Source organism: Ditibartonella apihabitans (assembly GCF_002007485.1).
GTDB lineage: Bacteria > Pseudomonadota > Alphaproteobacteria > Rhizobiales > Rhizobiaceae > Bartonella > Bartonella apihabitans.
In genome coordinates this window covers 1,522,538-1,541,516 of record NZ_CP015820.1, presented here as the reverse complement: position 1 = coordinate 1,541,516, position 18,979 = coordinate 1,522,538, and the positions used below count along the sequence as shown (strand labels likewise).

Here is an 18,979-nt window from a genome sequence, read left to right as displayed (position 1 = left end):
CAATGACACCTTGTCCCCGTGGTTGTCCGTTTGAAAAACAGTTCAACTGTTTATAATGTTTATTTAAGGTGCGCTACCGTTCAATTTACGATCAGCAAAACCACTTTTAACAACAGGATGTAACCGAGTGTGATCGTAATGATAAATCATGTCGCTATTGTCGTTCGATGATGCTAGAGAAAACACCAAGGAGATGACGATGGCCGGTGTTGAAATAAAAAAAGTTGATGAAGATGAAAACGGTATGCGCGTTGACCGTTGGTTCAAAGCTCATTATCCGGGCTTGGGATTCGGCTACCTGCAAAAACTTTTGCGTTCGGGGCAAATTCGTGTTGAAGGGGGCAGGGTAAAGTCTGATACGAGGCTGCAAATCGGGCAATCGGTGCGCGTGCCGCCTCTCCCTGTTGATGAAAAAGGTGCCGTGCCGCTTACAGGCAAAACTATTCGCGGGCAGGATGACGGTGACGTTTTAAAGCAAATGCTTCTTTACGAAGATAAGAAGCTTTATGTGTTTAACAAGCCCGCCGGTCTTGCTGTTCAGGGTGGTTCGGGTGTTACCCGCCATGTCGACGGCATGCTTGAAGCCTGGCGTAATCAAAAAGGCGAAAAGCCACGCCTTGTCCATCGGCTTGATCGCGATACGTCAGGCGTACTGGTTGTTGCAAAAACACGCTCCGCAGCGCAGGCTTTGGCAGCAGCATTTCGTGCCCGTGAAACCAAAAAGACTTATTGGGCTATTGTGAGAGGTGTTCCCAAAAAACGCGAAGACAAGATTTCGACATGGCTTGTTAAGGAATCGACCCCTGACGGCGATAAAATGCGTGTATGCCCGCATGGTGAGCCGGATTCCGATCATGCTGTTTCGCACTACCGTGTTATCGACACGCGCGGGCAGATTTTGTCGTGGCTTGAAATGGAACCCTATACAGGACGCACGCATCAATTGCGTGTTCATGCAGCCTATATTGGTCATCCGATTATTGGCGACCCCAAATATTTTTATGCAGATCAGAATTGGGAACTGCCAGGTGGTATCCAGAATCGACTTCATCTCCATGCCCGCCGGATAAGAATCCCCAATCCTTCCGGAGGAATATTGGATGTGACAGCTCCTCTTCCGCCGCATATGGTGCAAACTTTCAACCTTCTTGCATTCGATGAAAGTGACGGAGATCAAGATTGACCGACAAGCCGCTTCGCCTCGCACTTTTTGATTGTGATGGAACGCTGGTTGATAGTGTCTTTGCTATTCAGCGGGCAATGGTTCAGGTATTTGAAAAATTTTCTTATAAAGAACCCGATCTTGACGAGACAAAATTGGTCATCGGCCTATCGCTTGATCGTGCAATTGCCCGTCTTTTAGATCGTCCAGTTGATGATGAAATTCTTAAAATGGTGACAGCTTATAAACAGATTTTCGCAAAAAACAGAGGCGATATTTCTTTCACCGAACCGCTCTTTCCGGGAATTCCGGAAATGTTGACAACACTCGAAAATAAAGATGATGTTCTTTTGGGCATCGTCACCGGCAAGTCGAGGCTCGGAATTGACAAAATACTCGAAGCCTACAAGCTCCATTGTTTTATTACAATCAAAACAGCAGACGAATGCCCGTCAAAGCCTGATCCCACAATGGTTATCGAAAGTTGTAAACAAACCGGCGTGTTTCCCGAAAATACTTATGTGATCGGGGATTCAATTTTCGATATGCAAATGGCGAAGCTTGCTCATGCCAAAGCAATTGGCGTTTTCTGGGGCTATAATACGCCGGAAGCTTTGAAAGAAGCAGGTGCCGATAAACTGGTAAGAGAGCCAAAAGACATAATTCCGATTTTTGAAAGTGATAACAATGCGTGAATTGCTGCAAGAGCTGAACGACGAAGTTGAAAAAGCTGATCCGGTGAAACAGGCTCAGATTCTCTCGAAACGTGAATTACCAAAGCGGTTTTACAAAGAAGCTTCCGTTAAGGAAGAAGACGGGGAATTTGCTGTTGTTCTTGATGACAAAACAGTCAAAACGCCGGCACGCCATAAACTTGTTTTGCCCAATAGAGCGTTGGCCGAGATGGTCGCACACGAATTCAATTCGCAACAAAAGACAATTGATCCGGCGAAAATGCCGATAACCCGCCTCGTCAACTCGATCATTGATGGTGTCATCGATAATGAGGATGTTGTGCGGCACGATATTCTGGAATTTGTCGGCAATGATATGTTGTTTTATCGGGCGGATTCTCCAAAAGAGTTGGTTGAAAGACAACACCACCATTGGGACCCGATCCTTGAGTGGATTCGCAACAATTATGGTGCGCGTTTTATGCTGACAGAAGGGGTGATGTTTGTAACACAGCCCGAGGGTTCAATTTCAGCTATACGCGATGCTCTTCAAACAATCGAGTCTCCTTATGTGTTGGCGGCATTGCATTCGATCACCACTCTTTGTGGTTCGGCGCTCATTGCACTTGCAGTCTGGAAAGGCAAAATAAGTCTGACAGAGGCTTGGCAAATCGCCCATCTTGACGAAGACTGGACAGTCGAACATTGGGGAGAAGATGCCGAAGCCAAGGAAAAGCGCGCCTATCATCAGGCTGAATATGAAGCGGCGGCCGCTGTTATCGCTGCTATTGAAAACCTGTAAATTTCAAAAGTTTGACCAGTGGTTTATTGCTTCTCCGGAAAAACACGCTAGGTTAAAGAAGCAAGTTTTTATCACCAAGGAGTGAAGCTCAATGTTATCGAACATAATTTATAGAACGACAGCGATTGCCGAAGGCGGGCGGGAAGGTCATGTGCACTCGGAAGATGGTGCACTCGACATCGACTTGGTAAAACCTAAAGAGATGGGCGGTAACGGTACTATCGGTGCCAATCCTGAAACGCTTTTTGCCGCCGGTTATGCCGCATGTTTTGAATCGGCAACACGTTTTGCAGCACAAAAAGCAGGATTTAAAGTTCAGGACGGAAGTTATGTAAAAGCCGAAGTCGGAATTGGACCACGCAAAAGCGGTGGTTTTGAACTTACAGTCGTTTTGACAGTGCATCTGGAAGGGCTCGACAAACAACAGGCTGAAATGGCCGCCCACACCGCGCATAACGAAATTTGCCCTTATTCCCATGCGACGCGCAACAATATCAGCGTGCAGATTAAAGTTATCTGATAACAGAAAATCAAAAAAACACTGCGGTATCTAATGCTTATGAAGTGATAGGGAGAGTTTTTTCTGAAATAAAAAGCTTTCTCTCGGCTTAGGCGCAAAATTCGGTCAAACCGGTTTGATGCTGCAGTGATTTTTATTTTCATGGCTATCGTCGATAACTCGAATGAGCACTTGCAGAGACAGATAAGTCTGAAAGATCGCACATCCCGATTTTCAAGTGCTCGGTCACCACGCAATGGCCGTCAGCCTATCTTCAAAATCGAATTTGTTATGGCTTTGATAAAGGGGCTGTTTTTTCGTGTTCGGCATGGTAAAGCCGCATTACCAGCTAAAATTTCTGTTCGAGATCACTTGGTCAGTCGTGCAATTTCTAACTCTCCCGTCGCGATATATCAGCATTGAAATTCATCGCAAGCGACAAAATTTCAAATTTTGAAGATTGTTATTCTGTTTTGAGCCGCAAAAACAAGCGGTCAGCCACCGACTTTGCGGAACAGCATCTAAAAATTGTTGGAAACCGGTTTGAAAAGGCGCGGTTCAGGTCGAAAATAGGTTGGAAATTTTCCAGAACCGCACGTGGATTTATGAAAAGAGAAATCTGGATTTTATGAAATCAAACAAATGAAGAGTTAGATCACAAACGCTATTTGATCGGTTTGATTTCCGGCGCGCTGAGCTTTATTTCTTCAAATCCCGGAAATGCTTCGCTCATTGTAGAAATTGTTGTTGCGTCGTCACCACGGACAAAATACCACTGATTATTATCAAGAATGGCGACAAGTTCACCTTTGATCTGATTTTTGTTATTGCCGTTGATTGTTGTGATTACAAAATCGGTGGGAATAATATAGTAAGGCGTTCCATCCTTGAATTCTCCCGCACTTTTTTTCGATTGGCTTATGGTTATTTTGTCAACCTTATAGGTTTGAGCCAATTGTTTCATCTGGTTCACCATAATCTGGCGGAATTGCTCCTGATCAACTTTCGATTGAGCAGCTAGTGTCTGGATGATACGCGGTGGTATTGCATTCAAAACAGCATCGAAATTGGAAGTTTGGAGCGCAGTTGCGTAATTATTTGTCGCATCGCTCAGCATCTTGACTTCTGCGTCCGTCGCCGATCGTGCACTGGCCGAGTTTAGTCCACAAAAAGCAATTGATAAACCAACGATGATTTTGGAGATGCGTCGCATAACTTACCCTTGATACTGTTCACTCATATGTCTGTTATAGTGAATCCGGAGTCTAAAGGCAAAGCGTGACAGGAAAAAGGCAGGAAATGTTACAAAAACGGAGGCCGAAGCCCCCGTTTTTAATGATCTTGGTTAACGAAAATCAGACCGAATAATACATGTCGAATTCGATCGGATGAGGTGTCATCTCGAAACGCAGAACCTCTTCCATCTTCAATTCGAGGAACGAATCAATCTGGTCATCGTCAAATACGTCACCGGCTTTAAGGAAGGCACGGTCTTTATCAAGACATTGCAATGCTTCACGCAAGCTGCCGGAAACAGTCGGGATTTTTTTCAATTCTTTTGGAGGCAGATCATAAAGATCTTTATCCATTGCCTGTCCGGGATGGAGCTTGTTCTTGATGCCATCAAGACCGGCCATCAAAATTGCCGAGAAAGCCAGATAAGGATTGGCTGTCGCGTCAGGGAAACGGATTTCTACACGTTTTGCATTTGGCGACGAACCGAACGGAATACGGCAGGAGGCTGAACGGTTACGTGCCGAATAGGCAAGCAGAACCGGAGCTTCATAACCCGGAACAAGACGCTTATAGGAGTTGGTCGACGGGTTGGTAAAAGCGTTGATAGCTTTTGCGTGTTTGATAATACCACCGATGAAGAACAGGCAGGTTTCCGAAAGACCGGCATATTCATTGCCGGCAAAAGTCGGTTTGCCGTCTTTCCAGATCGACATATGGACGTGCATACCCGAACCATTATCGCCAAAAATCGGCTTCGGCATGAAGGTTGCCGATTTGCCATAAGTATTGGCTACCTGATGCACGACATATTTGAATATCTGCATTTTGTCGGCTTCGCGCACCAATGTGTCAAAGCGGATACCCAACTCGTGCTGGGCGGCTGCAACTTCGTGGTGGTGCTTTTCAACGCGAACGCCCATATCGGTCAGAGCGGTTAACATTTCCGAACGGATGTCCTGACAGGAATCAATCGGAGGAACCGGAAAATAGCCGCCTTTTACGCGCGGACGGTGCCCGAGATTGCCCATCTCGTATTCGGTGTCATCATTCGAGGGGAACTCGTTGGAGTCGAGCTTGAAACCGGTATTATAAGGGTCATTTTTAAAGCGCACATCATCAAAGAGGAAAAATTCAGCTTCAGGGCCGACATTGACTGTGTCACCAATACCCAATGATTTGAGATAAGCCTCGGCTTTTTTGGCGGTCGAGCGCGGATCGCGGTTATAGGATTCACCTGAGATCGGGTCGAGTACGTCGCACAGGATAACCATTGTGGATTGGGCGAAAAACGGATCCATATGGGCGGTCGTTGGATCCGGCATCAAGACCATATCCGACTCATTGATTGCTTTCCATCCGCTGATGGAAGATCCATCGAACATGACACCATCAGCAAATGTGTCTTCACTGATTTCAGCGATATCCATGGTTACATGCTGTAATTTGCCTTTAGGGTCACTAAAACGCAAATCTACGAAGCGAACGTCATTATCCTTAATCTGCTTAAGGATATCAGATGCAGTCGTCATATTACATTCCTTGTTTAAGAGTAATAAAAGGTTGATCGGACATGCCCCGCAAATATGGGGCATGAGTTAACTTTTGGCTTAGATAGCGTCTACGCCCGTTTCACCTGTACGGATGCGGATAACCTCTTCGACAGATGAAACAAAAATTTTCCCGTCACCGATGCGACCGGTTTGTGCAGCTTTGCGAATAGCTTCAATCGCCGGCTCCACGGTTTCATCGGCAACAACAATTTCGACTTTTACCTTGGGGAGAAAATCGACAACATATTCTGCGCCACGGTAAAGCTCTGTATGGCCTTTTTGTCGGCCAAACCCTTTGGCTTCCGTAACGGTTATACCTTGCAAGCCGACATCCTGAAGGGCTTCCTTCACTTCATCAAGCTTGAATGGCTTAATGATAGCCTCGATTTTTTTCATATTGATTTCGCCTCCAACGTTAAACTTTAGCTTCGGTAACCGCTTTAAGTCGATTTTTCCATTATCTATTAAGTTATAAGCATGTTTTGTGCCAAGTTGGAAAAATAACGCAATAACTCAACAATATTTTGCAGGAATGCGCAATTTATAGATTGTTAACCATAGCGAATTTTGACCAAACAATTATATTGGACTTAACAATTTGTGTCGTGGATGAATAAAAAATGGGCGGCGTGATGAAAAAATATGCAACATCAAAGTTAAGTAGACATTTTCCTGTTGAACTTCTGACACCGAAAGAAATGGGGAAAGCCGATCGGCTGGCTGCCACGTTAAACGGGCATGACAGTTTCAAACTTATGGAACGCGCCGGTGAGGCTATCGTCGATATTATTTTGAATGATTATCGGTGTTGCCGAAAAATCGCTGTTTTATGCGGGCCGGGAAATAATGGCGGCGATGGTTATATGGCGGCCCATATTCTTAAAAGCCATGGTTTCGAACCGACTATATTTGCGTTAGGGAAACCAAGATCGGGAAGCGATGCCGAAAAAGCAGCTGCTTTTTGGGGTGCAAAGTACTTGCCTTTTGATGAATTTTCTTCGCCACAGGATTTTGATGTCGTTATTGATGCCTTATATGGAGCAGGGCTTGATCGCCCCTTGGAACAAACGCTTCAGGGAAAATTGAAAAGATTGAATGAAAGTGGTGTTCCGGTTATTGCCGTCGACTTGCCTTCGGGTGTGTTCGGAGAAAGCGGGATAATAAAAGGAGAGGCTGTCAAGGCGGCAAAGACAGTCACATTTTTCAGGTTAAAGCCCGGACATGTATGTTACCCCGGCAGATTACAATGTGGCGAGATCAGACTTGCCGATATCGGTATTCCGGAAAAAGTGCTGGAAATTATCAAACCGGAGCGCTTTATCAATTTTCCTTCGCTCTGGCTCAACAATTGGCCGGAACTCGATTATGATACACATAAATATCGTCGCGGACATGCGGTGGTATTTTCCGGCCCTCAATCATCAACCGGTGCTGCACGACTTGCGGCCCACGCTGCCGCAAGAAGCGGAGCAGGGCTTGTTACAATAATTGCTCCGGAAGACGCACTTCTCGTTCATGAAATGCATCTCACCAGTATCATGCTTAAAGAAATGGGGAGTGACGCGGAAATTCTCGACTTTCTGGAAAGTCGGAAAGTGCGTTCGGTCGTTCTGGGGCCCGCATTCGGTTCATTGGAGCGTGCTTTTTCGATTGTTGAAGCAATTCTTTCGAAGAGTAAAATTTTTACACTTGTGCTTGATGCCGATGCGCTCACCGCTATTGCAAAGGAAAGTCAGAAAATATTTGCGCTGATCAAACAATCACCGGTCAATGTTATTATGACGCCACATGAAGGGGAGTTCCAACGCGTTTTTTACTCTATTTCGGAAAGCAAGGATTTGTCACGTATTGAAAAAGCCCGAAAAGCTGCGAGCGAAAGTGGTGCGGTGGTCGTCTATAAAGGTGCGGATACAATCATAGCATCTCCCGACAGCCGCCTTGCAGTGAACGTAAACGGGACACCGTTTCTTGCGACAGCAGGTTCCGGTGACGTGCTTTCGGGAATTATAGGTGGTTTGAGTGCACAACAAATGCCGATTTTCGAAGCAGCTTGCGCCGGAGTCTTTCTCCACGCACAGTGTGCTGAACATTTTGGACACGGTATGATTGCAGAAGATATTGTTTCAGCAATCCCCTTGGTTCTTTCCGAGACAATTATGTGACTAATTTATCACTACTTAACTATAGATAGCACTTTTTTCCAATTTTGGCTTTTCATTGAGGGGTACTGTCTCATAACATCATTACAAATTTCTATTCAGTATAGCCTAACGGGCACAGGGAGAAATCCGTATGAAAATTAAAGCACTGTTGGCAGGTTCTGCTGCTGCCATGGTTATATCGAGTGCATCTTACGCTGCCGATGTTGTTGTAGCCGAGCCGGAACCCGTCGAATATGTACGTGTTTGCGACGCTTATGGACAAGGGTATTTCTATATCCCCGGAACCGACACATGTATGCGCGTTGGCGGTTATTTGCGTGCCGATATTAAAGGCGGCGATAATGTTTACGCATATAAGGGCAAAAAAGATCGTGACACCTATGCATGGCGTGCCCGTGGTGAATTGCGCTTCCAGACAGCAAGCGAAACCGAACTTGGTACTTTGCGCACCTTGGTCGAACTACGTAACCAGTGGGACGATGGCAATGATACTTTGAGCGGTCAGGCCCACTTTGCTTACATCGAATTGGGCGGTTTGCGTGTTGGTGTTGACGAATCGATTTTCTGGCATTGGACGGGCTATCTCGGTAAAGTCCTGAACGATGATGTCGTTGATCCCGGCATGTTCCAGCGTACCAATGTTTTAAGCTATACATTCTCCGCAGATAACGGCTTTTCGGCAATTATCGGTGTTGAACAAGGTACTGATAACGGCAGCGATAATGCTGGCGACAACTATTATCTAAAGGGCATGGGTAAACGGGTTGCAACCGGTGCCGGAAAAGCCAACCGCGATGACCCGAATGCGCGCCATTTCTATAGTGGTAGCAGCATTGATGATTACACACCGAATGTTCTTCTCGGTGCGAAATTTGTACAGGGCTGGGGGTCTATTGCTGCTATTGGTGCTTATGATGCACAATGGGAAGAATGGGCTGCCAAACTTCGTGTCAATTTGAACGTAACCGATCAATTGTCGGTTTGGGTTATGGGCGGTTACAAGAGCAATGACGACTATTACGCCTATGACGATGTTTATAATAATGATCGCCCCAACAGAAAGCATGATTATTATTATCGCATGCATACCAGTCAATATGGTGATTGGGGTGGCGATTGGGCCGTTTGGGGTGGTACAACCTACAAAGCTACCAAGAAGGCTTCCTTCAATTCCCAGTTGACCTATGACGATACAGATGTTTTCAGTGCATCGGTCAATATGGCTTATGAGCTTGTTCCGGGTCTCGTTGTTACACCTGAAGTTTCTTACCTGAACTTCGGTAACGACAAGAAGTGGGATGATGGTTCACGCGTTACATTCCACGGTGATAATGCCGTTCAGGGAATGTTGCGTATGCAGCGCAATTTCTAAAATCATATCCATTGATGTTTCAAATGGCGGCTTTGGCCGCCATTTTTTTGACGAATTCCAGATGGCTTCTGATTTCCGTCTGACTTTTGAATTTATAAGATTGATTGCACGGCCATAACAAAGAGATAGCGAATGCGCGATATGATGGGACATTGAGCAAGAACAAAGAAACCAACTATTCCGGATTTCAGGCTAAAGATATTGGTTGCGAGCGAAGGCGAGAAACATTTTTAGGAAGTTAGAATCGCTTATCGGGAATTGATGTGGCTCGTCCCTTATAACGTATTCAACACATTCCTGAATGAAATGTGTTTTAAAGCGATCTCATTATCAGCTCTAAAATCCCATTATTAGATCTCGATATGACGGTCTATCATAATAGTCGTATGAAAAAATATAATGCCGATAGCTATCTTGTGCGTTTTATAAGGCGGGGCAAACACCAAGAAACATGCGACTTGCCTATACCGCGACATCGTTTTGTATTTGAGTTTTTGTATTGGCTACCGTTCTTTAAGTTCAGTCATTTGTCTACGACAAAAATTTTCAAATTTATTGCCCTCAAAAATTTCAAAAAAGGCGAAACTTTGAAAGCCCCGCCTTTTTATAATTTTTCCCGAATGCGTTTTGTTTGACTAAGCCGTTACGACATTGCTTTTTTCGTTGGCCTGCGTTCCAGAAGTTCTTTCAGGAACTGTCCGGTGTAAGAGCGCTCGACTTTCACAATATCTTCAGGACGGCCGACAGCAACGATTTCGCCGCCGCCATCGCCACCTTCCGGTCCAAGATCGATGATCCAGTCGGCGGTCTTGATCACTTCAAGATTGTGCTCGATAACAGCGACAGTATTTCCCTGATCGACAAGTTCATGCAGCACTTCAAGAAGTTTTGCGACATCATGGAAGTGAAGGCCCGTCGTCGGTTCATCCAGAATATAAAGTGTCCGGCCGGTTGCCTTGCGTGCCAGTTCCTTGGCGAGTTTTACGCGTTGCGCTTCACCACCGGAAAGGGTGGTCGCCTGTTGCCCGACCTTGACATAGCCAAGCCCGACCTTGACCAAAGTATCCATCTTGTCGCGAATGGCAGGAACTGCCTGAAAAAACTCTGCCGCTTCATCGACGGTCATATCAAGGACATCGGCAATGGATTTGCCTTTATAGGTAACTTCCAGCGTTTCGCGATTATAGCGTTTGCCGTGACAGACATCGCAGGTCACATAGACATCCGGCAAAAAGTGCATTTCGATTTTTATGACGCCGTCGCCCTGACAGGCTTCACAGCGCCCGCCCTTGACATTGAATGAAAAACGTCCTGCCTGATAACCGCGGGCTTTTGCTTCCGGCAAACCGGCAAACCAATCACGTATTGGCGTGAAAGCACCGGTATAAGTTGCCGGATTCGAACGCGGAGTGCGCCCGATCGGGGATTGGTCAATATCAATAACCTTGTCGAGATATTCGAGCCCCTCAATTCGATCATGTTCGGCCGGATGTTCACGGCTTCCCATGATGCGCCGCGAGGCTGCCTTAAAAAGCGTCTCGATGAGGAATGTCGATTTGCCACCGCCCGAAACACCAGTGACACAGGTAAATGTTCCCAATGGAATATCGGCTGTAATATTCTTTAAATTGTTGCCTCTCGCCCCCACAACACGCAATTTCTTTGTCTTGGAAATTTTGCGGCGCTCTGCAGGTACGGGAACGAACATTTTTCCTGAAAGATATTGGCCAGTGAGTGAGGCCGGATCGTCCATAATATCTTTTGGCGTTCCTTGCGCGACGACTTTACCGCCATTAACACCGGCAGCCGGACCGATATCGACAACATAATCAGCAGTCAGAATGGCATCTTCATCATGTTCGACAACAATAACTGTATTGCCGAGATCACGTAAATGTTTAAGCGTTTCAAGAAGACGTGCGTTATCGCGCTGGTGCAATCCAATAGACGGTTCATCGAGAACATAAAGAACACCGGTTAGCCCTGAGCCGATTTGAGAAGCAAGCCGGATGCGCTGGCTTTCACCGCCGGATAACGTGCCGGAGGCGCGCGCCAGAGTAAGATATTCAAGCCCGACATCGTTCAGAAATTTCAAACGGTCGCGAATTTCTTTCAAAATGCGTGAAGCAATATTCTTTTGTTTTTCATTGAAGGTTTTGTCAACTTCCTGAAACCATTTATCGGCTTTGGAAATCGACATTTCGGACACTTCACCAATATGAAGTTTATTGATTTTTACAGCCAGAGCTTCCGGCTTCAACCGATAGCCTTTACATGCCGGACAAGGGGAAGATGACATATAACGTTCAATTTCCTCGCGTGACCAGGCAGAATCGGTTTCTTTCCAGCGCCGTTCCATATTCGGGATGACACCTTCAAAACTTTTTGTCGCAGAATAGGAGCGCATACCGTCGTGATAAGTAAATGTCACTTCTTTCTTGCCGGTGCCATAAAGGATAGCATGACGGGCTTCCTGGGAAAGGTCTTTCCATTTGTCTGTAAGCTTGAAATGATATGCTTTCCCAAGCGCTTCAAGTGTCTGATTATAGTAGGGCGAAGAGGATTTTGACCAAGGAGCAATAGCACCTGCTTTCAAAGACAAATTTTCGTCAGGAACCACCATTGCCGGATCAATTGCCTGTAGCGACCCCAAACCATCACAGGTCGGGCAAGCACCGAACGGATTGTTAAAAGAAAAAAGCCGTGGCTCTATTTCCGGAATGGTAAAGCCCGAAACGGGACAGGCAAACTTTTCGGAAAATAGTAGACGTTCATGCGTATCATTTTTCGATTTATTGGCCGAACCACCGGCTGTCTGTTCTTTCGGAAGCGGTTTATCGGCAAGTTCGGCAACGGCCAATCCGTCAGCGAGATGAAGACAGGTTTCAAGACTATCAGCAAGACGGGCAGAAATGTCGGGTTTTACGACAAGGCGGTCTACGACAACATCAATATCGTGTTTGTATTTTTTATCGAGTTCCGGAACATCGGCAATCTCGTAAAAAACGCCGTCAATTTTGACACGCTGAAAACCTTTTTTAAGGAGATCAGCCATTTCCTTTTTATATTCACCTTTGCGTCCGCGTACGAGCGGAGCCAGAATATAAAGTCGTGTTCCTTCAGGAAGCGCCAGAACTCGATCAACCATCTGGCTTACGGTCTGGCTTTCAATCGGCAATCCTGTCACCGGTGAATAGGGCACACCGACCCGCGCAAACAACAAGCGCATATAATCGTGAATTTCTGTCACCGTGCCGACAGTTGAACGCGGGTTTCGACTCGTGGTCTTTTGTTCAATGGAAATCGCCGGAGAGAGACCGTCAATCTGGTCAACATCCGGTTTTTGCATCATTTCCAGAAATTGTCTGGCATAGGCTGAAAGGCTTTCAACATATCGCCTTTGCCCTTCGGCATAGATCGTATCGAAAGCAAGCGAGGATTTACCCGATCCCGAAAGACCTGTCATGACAATCAATTTGTCTCGCGGCAAATCAAGATCAATGTTCTTTAGATTATGTTGGCGGGCACCACGTATTGAAATATATTTCTGATCGGACATATTTGGCCTTGCGGGGAAAGAACAAAAATGGAACACTCGCTTTCAAATAGGTGAGATGGTCGAAAATTGCAATGGTAAGATTTGGCCTAACCAAATAACAGAAAAAGAAGTTCTGTGGAAATCGGACGAATAAAACAGGCTTTTTTGCCCCAAGCGTGAAAATAGATTATATGGTGGCAAATTAAGCTTTAGCATTCAATTTCGGCTTTTTGCCGCGTGGTTTGGAGTTTTTATAATGGCAGGCAGTGTTAACAAGGTCATTCTGATTGGTAATCTCGGTGCAGATCCGGAAATTCGCAGGATGAATTCTGGCGATCAAGTGGCAAGTTTGCGCATTGCAACGTCGGATACGTGGCGTGACCGTAATACAGGCGAGCGTCGCGAGCGGACAGAATGGCACAGCGTTGTCATTTTTAACGAAAATCTGGTCAAGGTTGTCGAGCAATATCTTAAAAAAGGAGCGAAGGTTTATATCGAGGGGCAGTTGCAAACCCGCAAATGGCAGGATCAGAACGGTAACGACCGTTACACAACCGAGATTGTTTTGCAAAAATATCGCGGTGAATTGCAAATGCTTGATAGCCGCGGCGAGGCTGGCGGCAGCCGTCAGCAGGTGAGCGATCAATCCGGTTCGGGCGGCTTTGGCGGCGGCTACGGCAATTCCGATCAGGGCGGAAACAATCAGTCAGGAAGCAATTTTTCGCGTCAGCTTGATGACGATGTTCCGTTTTGAGGCTCTGGTTTTTGAACGGTCATCTTGAGTTGCGATTGCCATTTAATGCATTGTCGTGATGTTCCTTGAACCTCATTTGCCTAACTCAAAAAATTGAAAAAGCTCCCCGTTTTCATTGTTTTCAAGCGAATCGCAGCTTTTGGGAATAAGTGAAGCAGGGAGTTTTTATCAGGCTGCAACTTTTATTCGTAAGACGTCTTGCCATAGAAAATAAAGCCGATATTCCAATATGTAAGATTGGCTGGATGTATAGCCTATTCCGGAGCTGTCTTGCCGGATTGTCACTCGTGTTTTCCAAAGTGTTTTGAACATGTCTTTGTTTCGGGCGTGTCCGGCAGTTTTTCATGAAAATTGGAGCGGCAACCAGCCACATGCGCAACAATCCTGAAATGATGCGCGAAAAGGCGTTTGGTGGCGATGCGGTTTCACACAATATGGAAGAGAGCCAAAATTCCGTTGGCAACGAATTGAACCGCCAATGCCGCAAGGATGACACCGAAGAGGCGGGTTAGTATTGTTCTGCCCGTTTCACCTAAAAGTCGGTCAATCGGGTGGGCAAGAAGCATGAAGCCATAACAGACAATCACCGAAATCAGAATAACAAAACAGGAAACCAGAGTGCCGACGAATCCGGGGTTTTTGCTCGCCATCAGAATGGTGGCCGAGATCGCGCCGGGTCCAGCGATCATCGGTATAGCAAGCGGGAAGGCTGCAATATTGTGAATATGATCTTTGGTGACGGCGGTTTTGACAGATTTCTGTTTTCTTGCCGAACGTTTTTCAAAAATCATCTCGAAAGCAATCGCAAACAATAAAATACCGCCGGCAATCTGGAATGCACCGAGCGAAATACCCAAACCTTCCAATATTGCGCCGCCGATAAGTGCGAAAGCGAGCAGAATAACGTAAGAAATGACAGACGCGGCAATGGCTGTGGACTTGCGTTCCATATGCGTCATGTCACGCGTGAGGCCTAAGAAAATCGGCACGAGACCTACAGGGTCAATTGTAACCAGTAATGTGATAAACGCATTTAGCAACAAACCTGCGTCAAACATGATTGTTACTCCTTGGTGCGCCATCATTCGGTATGTGCCAAAATCAGGGGCTGTTGAAAACATTCATTTCAGCTCTCATGGCACAAATTCACCATAAAGTCATCCACCGATTTTTCTTGTGGCTAACTAACACACTGAAAATAATAGCCAAATCCATGCATGGAAGGGCAAGAGAAATTGGCTTTTCGGGGCATTTTTCGTTATAAAGGAAGGGCTGATTCTATTAAGGAAGTTATATAACCGTGAACGATCAAATTGTACCACCAGATTCAGGAAATCCGAACGGTATTGAACCGGTCAATATTGTAGAGGAAATGGAGCGCTCTTACCTCGATTATGCGATGAGCGTCATCGTATCGCGTGCGCTGCCTGATGTTCGCGACGGTATGAAGCCGGTTCATCGACGCATTCTCTATGCAATGAACCAGATGGGGCTTTCTTATAACAAGCCTTATCGTAAATCTGCCGGTGTTGTCGGCGAGGTGATGGGTAAATTCCACCCGCATGGCGATTCATCTATCTATGATGCGCTGGTGCGCATGGCGCAGAATTTTTCGCTGCGCGTTCCGCTTATTGACGGGCAGGGGAACTTCGGGTCGATTGACGGTGATCCGCCGGCAGCTATGCGTTACACCGAATGTCGGTTGGAAAAAGTTTCCGATAGTCTGCTTTATGACATTGACAAAGAGACTGTCGATTTTCAGGATAACTATGATGGCCGCGAGCAGGAACCGATTGTTCTTCCGGCTCGTTTTCCAAATCTTCTGGTGAATGGTTCGGGTGGTATTGCGGTCGGTATGGCCACCAATATTCCGCCGCACAATCTTGGCGAAATTGTCGATGGTTGTGTCGCTCTCATTGATAATCCGGCCATAACACTTGACGAAATGCTCAAGATCATACCGGGGCCGGATTTTCCGACTGGCGGGATTATTCTCGGTCGAGCAGGCATTCGTTCGGCTTATGAAACCGGACGTGGTTCGCTCATTATGCGCGCCAAAGTCGATATTGAAGAAATCCGCAATGACCGGCAGGCCATCGTTGTTACTGAAATTCCCTATCAGGTGAATAAAGCGACAATGGTTGAAAAAATTGCCGAGCTTGTACGCGAAAAACGGATTGAAGGCATTTCGGACTTACGTGATGAATCCGATCGTGAAGGCTATCGCGTTGTGATCGAGCTGAAGCGTGATGCCGTTGCCGATGTCGTTTTGAACCAGCTTTATCGCTACACGCCTTTGCAAACCTCTTTCGGCTGCAATATGGTGGCATTGAATGGCGGTAAGCCTGAACAGATGACTCTCCTTGATATGCTCAAGGCCTTTGTTCTGTTCCGTGAAGAAGTTGTTACACGGCGTACCAAGTTTTTACTGCGCAAAGCACGTGAACGTGCCCATGTTTTGGTTGGTCTGGCAATTGCTGTTGCCAATATTGACGAAGTCATCCAGCTTATCCGTAATGCAACGGACCCGCAAACCGCGCGTGACCAGTTGATGACACGCCGCTGGCCGGCTACAGAAGTTCGCCATCTTATCGAATTGATTGATGACCCTCGTCACATTATTCATGAAGATAATACCTATAATCTTTCGGAAGAACAGGCACGTGCCATTCTTGACTTGCGGCTGCAACGCCTGACAGCTTTGGGGCGCGACGAGATTGCCGATGAACTCAATAAAATTGGCGCGGAAATTACCGATTATCTTGATATTCTTGGGTCTCGTTTGCGCGTCTTGACGATTGTCAAAGACGAATTGATGGCCGTTCGCAATGAATTTGCCACACCTCGTCTTACATCATTCGGCTCCGGTGGCGCCGAAATGGATGACGAAGACCTCATTGCGCGTGAGGAAATGGTCGTCACTGTAAGTCATAGCGGCTATATCAAGCGCGTTCCGCTCAATACTTATCGGGCGCAACATCGCGGTGGTAAAGGCCGCTCCGGCATGACAACAAAGGACGAGGATTTTGTAACCCGTCTGTTTGTTGCCAATACGCATGCGCCGGTTCTGTTCTTCTCTTCACGTGGCATTGTTTACAAAGAAAAAGTATGGCGTTTGCCGGTTGGTACGCCTCAATCGCGTGGCAAAGCGCTCATCAATCTTCTGCCGTTGCAGCAGGGTGAACGCATCACCACAATCATGCCATTGCCGGAGGACGAGGAAAGCTGGAGCGAACTTGATGTCATGTTTGCGACAACACGTGGCACTGTGCGTCGAAACAAGCTTTCCGACTTTGTACAAGTTAACCGCAATGGTAAAATTGCAATGAAATTCGACGATGATGAAGATGAAATTCTATCGGTCGATACCTGCACAGAAAATGACGATGTGGTTTTGACCACTGCTGACGGTCAATGTATCCGTTTTGCCGTTTCCGATGTTCGTGTCTTTGCCGGTAGAAATTCCATTGGCGTGCGCGGTATCAATCTCGGTGAAGGTGATAAAGTCATTTCAATGGCTATTCTGGAGCATGTCGAAGCAACGCCAGCCGAACGCTCGGCCTATCTCAAACGTGCCGTTGCCGAACGCCGTGCAGCCGGTAACGATAGCGATGATGTGACAATCAGTGACGAGGAAGAAGCAACAGGCGATGCCGAGCTTAGCGAAGCACGTTATAATGAACTTTCTCAACATGAACAGATGTTGTTGACTGTAAGCGAGTTCGGTTATGGCAAACGTTCTTCATCCTACGAATTCAGAATTTCCGGTCGTGGTGGCAAAGGAATAAGAGCGACAGATCCTTCAAAGACGGCCGAAATCGGCAAGCTGGTTGCGGCTTTCCCTGTTGAGGAAAGTGATCAGATCATGCTTGTTTCGGATGGAGGAAAACTCATCCGCGTTCCGGTGGCAGGAATTCGCATTGCAGGACGTTCGACAAAAGGTGTCACGATTTTCGATACAGCCGAAAACGAAAAAGTTGTTTCGGTTGAACGTATCTCTGAATCGGAAGATGACAGTGACGTTGACGAAACTGTGGCGAATGATGACAACGGTTCGTCAGGCAATGCTGATACGCAAACGGATGATTGAATAATCAGGTCATATCAGGATGGCTGACGGGAGGTGAAACATGAATGTAGCAATTTTTGCTGGTTCGTTCGACCCGATTACCAATGGCCATCTTGACGTTTTGCGCGGTGCATTTTCAGTGGCGGACAAGGTTGTTGTTGCTATCGGCATCCACCCGAGCAAAGCTCCGCTTTTTACGTTCGAAGAACGTAAAAAGCTTATCGAAGCGGTCGTGAAGACTGTTCTGAGAGACACAGAAAAGCGTTTGGAAGTTATTTCCTTCGACAATCTGCTGGTTGATAAAGCACGCGAGATCGGCGCAAATTTTATTATACGCGGTTTGCGTGATTGCACGGATTTTAACTATGAAATGCAACTTGCCGGCATGAACAGGGCGTTGGCACCTGAAATACAGACATTGTTCTTGCCGGCAGCCGATGCGGTTCGTTCAATTTCTGCTACTCTTGTTCGTCAAATTGCATTGATGAGGGGGGATGTTTCGCCCTTTGTTCCTGAGAATGTTGCATTGGCGTTAACAAAAAAATTCAAATCATAAATGGAGAAAGATCTTGGTTCGTAAACTTTTGGGCATTATGGCCGTTCTGTTTGCACTTTTTTCGCTTGCTCCCGTGGCTTTTGCTGCAGGTGGAGAAAATCTGGTATTAACACTGAAAGATGGTGATGTAACAATCCGGTTGCGGCCTGATCTTGCTCCCAAACATGTTGCGCAAATTGAAAAGCTCACCAAAGAAGGTGCTTATGATAATGTTGTCTTCCATCGGGTTATTCCGGGCTTTATGGCGCAGACCGGCGATGTAAAATTCGGCAAAAAAGGCAGCTCTGAATTCAATATTCGCCGCGCCGGCATGGGTGGGTCACAATATCCCGACCTTGCAGCAGAATTTTCCAAAGTCCCCTTCAAACGCGGCACAGTCGGAATGGCACGTTCGCAAGACCCGAATTCGGCCAATTCCCAGTTCTTCATCTGTTTTGATGATGCGTCTTTCCTCAATGGCCAATACACGGTTGTTGGTGAAGTGGTAAAAGGCATGGATGTCGTTGATAAAATCAAAAAAGGGCGGGCAGATAATAACGGTTCGGTTGCTGATCCCGACGTCATTATAAAAGCACGTATAGAGGCTACAAAATAAAGGAAAAGAA

15 protein-coding genes are annotated in these 18,979 nt (G+C 46.4%); 10 read left to right on the top strand and 5 right to left on the bottom strand.

Translation table 11 applies throughout. The features are described 5' to 3' along the window. Nucleotides 1-199 precede the first annotated feature (199 nt). The 4 genes from BBC0178_RS06925 to BBC0178_RS06910 all read left to right on the top strand — a co-directional run bounded on the left by BBC0178_RS06925 (nt 200) and on the right by BBC0178_RS06910 (nt 3,158). Nucleotides 200-1,183 (top strand): RluA family pseudouridine synthase, encoded by a 984-nt coding sequence (locus tag BBC0178_RS06925; RefSeq protein WP_077971789.1) that lies wholly within the window; start codon nt 200-202, stop codon nt 1,181-1,183. Then, on the top strand, nt 1,180-1,857 hold the full coding sequence (locus BBC0178_RS06920) for an HAD-IA family hydrolase (RefSeq protein WP_078039649.1): 678 nt from the start codon (nt 1,180-1,182) through the stop codon (nt 1,855-1,857). The genes BBC0178_RS06925 and BBC0178_RS06920 overlap by 4 nt, the downstream gene beginning before the upstream one ends. Further along, entirely contained in the window at nt 1,850-2,638 is a 789-nt protein-coding gene (locus BBC0178_RS06915) for an ATP12 family chaperone protein (protein WP_078039648.1), read from the top strand. Before BBC0178_RS06920 ends, BBC0178_RS06915 begins: the two co-directional genes overlap by 8 nt. Before the next feature lie 91 nt (nt 2,639-2,729). Next, nucleotides 2,730-3,158, top strand: a complete 429-nt coding sequence (locus tag BBC0178_RS06910; protein WP_077971782.1) for an organic hydroperoxide resistance protein — start codon at nt 2,730-2,732, stop codon at nt 3,156-3,158. Nucleotides 3,159-3,801: 643 nt separating this feature from the next. Here the strand turns inward: BBC0178_RS06910 and BBC0178_RS06895 are convergent. The 3 genes from BBC0178_RS06895 to BBC0178_RS06885 form a co-directional block, all read right to left on the bottom strand. After that, nucleotides 3,802-4,350, bottom strand: coding sequence for a hypothetical protein (locus tag BBC0178_RS06895; protein ID WP_077971777.1), 549 nt, complete (start codon nt 4,348-4,350; stop codon nt 3,802-3,804). A gap of 142 nt (nt 4,351-4,492) precedes the next feature. Then, entirely contained in the window at nt 4,493-5,902 is a 1,410-nt protein-coding gene (gene glnA / locus BBC0178_RS06890; RefSeq protein WP_077971776.1) for a type I glutamate--ammonia ligase, read from the bottom strand. A gap of 78 nt (nt 5,903-5,980) precedes the next feature. Beyond that, the gene (locus BBC0178_RS06885; protein ID WP_075870859.1) at nt 5,981-6,319 is read right to left on the bottom strand and encodes a P-II family nitrogen regulator; all 339 of its coding nucleotides are present in this window, start codon (nt 6,317-6,319) and stop codon (nt 5,981-5,983) included. Between the two features lie 236 nt (nt 6,320-6,555). Here BBC0178_RS06885 and BBC0178_RS06880 point away from each other — a divergent pair, with 236 nt between their 5' ends. Next, complete coding sequence (locus tag BBC0178_RS06880) at nt 6,556-8,085, top strand: NAD(P)H-hydrate dehydratase (RefSeq protein WP_225868294.1); 1,530 nt, start codon at nt 6,556-6,558, stop codon at nt 8,083-8,085. 130 nt (nt 8,086-8,215) lie between these two features. Next, nucleotides 8,216-9,457: a porin gene (locus BBC0178_RS06875; protein ID WP_078039644.1), complete on the top strand. Its 1,242-nt coding sequence runs from the start codon at nt 8,216-8,218 to the stop codon at nt 9,455-9,457. 643 nt (nt 9,458-10,100) lie between these two features. Here the strand turns inward: BBC0178_RS06875 and uvrA are convergent. Further along, entirely contained in the window at nt 10,101-13,016 is a 2,916-nt protein-coding gene (uvrA, locus tag BBC0178_RS06865; protein ID WP_078039642.1) for an excinuclease ABC subunit UvrA, read from the bottom strand. Between the two features lie 235 nt (nt 13,017-13,251). Here uvrA and BBC0178_RS06860 point away from each other — a divergent pair, with 235 nt between their 5' ends. Beyond that, on the top strand, nt 13,252-13,749 hold the full coding sequence (locus BBC0178_RS06860; protein ID WP_078039641.1) for a single-stranded DNA-binding protein: 498 nt from the start codon (nt 13,252-13,254) through the stop codon (nt 13,747-13,749). Between the two features lie 425 nt (nt 13,750-14,174). Here BBC0178_RS06860 and BBC0178_RS06855 read toward each other — a convergent pair whose 3' ends face one another. After that, complete coding sequence (locus BBC0178_RS06855) at nt 14,175-14,807, bottom strand: MarC family protein (RefSeq protein ID WP_077973562.1); 633 nt, start codon at nt 14,805-14,807, stop codon at nt 14,175-14,177. 242 nt (nt 14,808-15,049) lie between these two features. On the opposite strand from BBC0178_RS06855, the gene gyrA reads away from it, so the two are divergent. From gyrA to BBC0178_RS06840, 3 genes are read left to right on the top strand one after another with little or no spacing between them, the layout of a single operon-like run. After that, entirely contained in the window at nt 15,050-17,839 is a 2,790-nt protein-coding gene (gene gyrA, locus BBC0178_RS06850) for a DNA gyrase subunit A (protein WP_225868293.1), read from the top strand. A 40-nt stretch (nt 17,840-17,879) separates the two neighbouring features. Beyond that, nucleotides 17,880-18,374: a pantetheine-phosphate adenylyltransferase gene (gene coaD, locus BBC0178_RS06845; protein WP_078039640.1), complete on the top strand. Its 495-nt coding sequence runs from the start codon at nt 17,880-17,882 to the stop codon at nt 18,372-18,374. A 37-nt stretch (nt 18,375-18,411) separates the two neighbouring features. Beyond that, a complete protein-coding gene (locus BBC0178_RS06840; RefSeq protein WP_078040397.1) occupies nt 18,412-18,969 on the top strand; it encodes a peptidylprolyl isomerase in 558 nt (185 codons plus the stop codon). Nucleotides 18,970-18,979: the final 10 nt, after the last annotated feature.

Bases quoted from the DNA above. Each gene is read 5' to 3' on its own strand.
- BBC0178_RS06925 (WP_077971789.1), top strand. From the start codon at position 200: ATGGCCGGTGTTGAAATAAAAAAAGTTGATGAAGATGAAAACGGTATG.
- BBC0178_RS06915 (WP_078039648.1), top strand. From the start codon at position 1,850: ATGCGTGAATTGCTGCAAGAGCTGAACGACGAAGTTGAAAAAGCTGAT.
- BBC0178_RS06910 (WP_077971782.1), top strand. From the start codon at position 2,730: ATGTTATCGAACATAATTTATAGAACGACAGCGATTGCCGAAGGCGGG.
- BBC0178_RS06895 (WP_077971777.1), bottom strand. From the start codon at position 4,350: ATGCGACGCATCTCCAAAATCATCGTTGGTTTATCAATTGCTTTTTGT.
- glnA (WP_077971776.1), bottom strand. From the start codon at position 5,902: ATGACGACTGCATCTGATATCCTTAAGCAGATTAAGGATAATGACGTT.
- BBC0178_RS06885 (WP_075870859.1), bottom strand. From the start codon at position 6,319: ATGAAAAAAATCGAGGCTATCATTAAGCCATTCAAGCTTGATGAAGTG.
- BBC0178_RS06880 (WP_225868294.1), top strand. From the start codon at position 6,556: ATGAAAAAATATGCAACATCAAAGTTAAGTAGACATTTTCCTGTTGAA.
- BBC0178_RS06875 (WP_078039644.1), top strand. From the start codon at position 8,216: ATGAAAATTAAAGCACTGTTGGCAGGTTCTGCTGCTGCCATGGTTATA.
- uvrA (WP_078039642.1), bottom strand. From the start codon at position 13,016: ATGTCCGATCAGAAATATATTTCAATACGTGGTGCCCGCCAACATAAT.
- BBC0178_RS06860 (WP_078039641.1), top strand. From the start codon at position 13,252: ATGGCAGGCAGTGTTAACAAGGTCATTCTGATTGGTAATCTCGGTGCA.
- BBC0178_RS06855 (WP_077973562.1), bottom strand. From the start codon at position 14,807: ATGTTTGACGCAGGTTTGTTGCTAAATGCGTTTATCACATTACTGGTT.
- coaD (WP_078039640.1), top strand. From the start codon at position 17,880: ATGAATGTAGCAATTTTTGCTGGTTCGTTCGACCCGATTACCAATGGC.
- BBC0178_RS06840 (WP_078040397.1), top strand. From the start codon at position 18,412: ATGGCCGTTCTGTTTGCACTTTTTTCGCTTGCTCCCGTGGCTTTTGCT.